Below are 541 nucleotides of genomic sequence, written 5' to 3'. Positions count from 1 at the left end.
GATTTTCCCAAATGTAGTAGAACGACAATTCCAAAACCGCAAACAAAATGAGGTACTTGTCACAGATATCACTTATTTGCCATTCAAAGATAAATTTCTCTATTTATCGGTCGTTCAAGACCTTTACAATAATGAAATCGTTGCTTGGAAACTCTCACATCGCAATGATTTACAACTTGTTCTAAAAACATTAGATTTAGCAACACAAAAAAGAGATGTGTATGGAACCATCATCCACTCAGATCAAGGATTCCAATATACATCTCCTGCTTATTATCGTATGCTTCAACAGCTAGGCGCCATCGGCAGCCATTCCCGCAAAGGAAACTGCCATGACAATGCTTGCATTGAATCATTCTTCTCTCATTTTAAATCTGAAATGTTTTATCTTAATGACTATCAAACAAAGGGAGAACTAATTCAAGCAATTGAAACATACATCTATCATTATAACTACAAACGATTCCAAAAACGACTCAATCATCGAGCTCCGATCGAATATCGAATTTCGATGGCTGCATAGTCTTTTTTACAGTTGTCT

General features: G+C 35.9%; 1 protein-coding gene. It reads left to right on the top strand.

Annotated elements, in window-relative coordinates; translation table 11 throughout:
* A partial coding sequence (locus BWGOE10_RS28975; protein WP_070140983.1) for an IS3 family transposase occupies positions 1-523 on the top strand: 523 nt, incomplete at its 5' end.
* Positions 524-541: the final 18 nt, after the last annotated feature.

The organism is Bacillus mycoides, assembly GCF_001757995.1.
Classification (GTDB): domain Bacteria; phylum Bacillota; class Bacilli; order Bacillales; family Bacillaceae_G; genus Bacillus_A; species Bacillus_A mycoides_B.
This window is presented reverse-complemented; position numbering and strand designations above follow the sequence as displayed.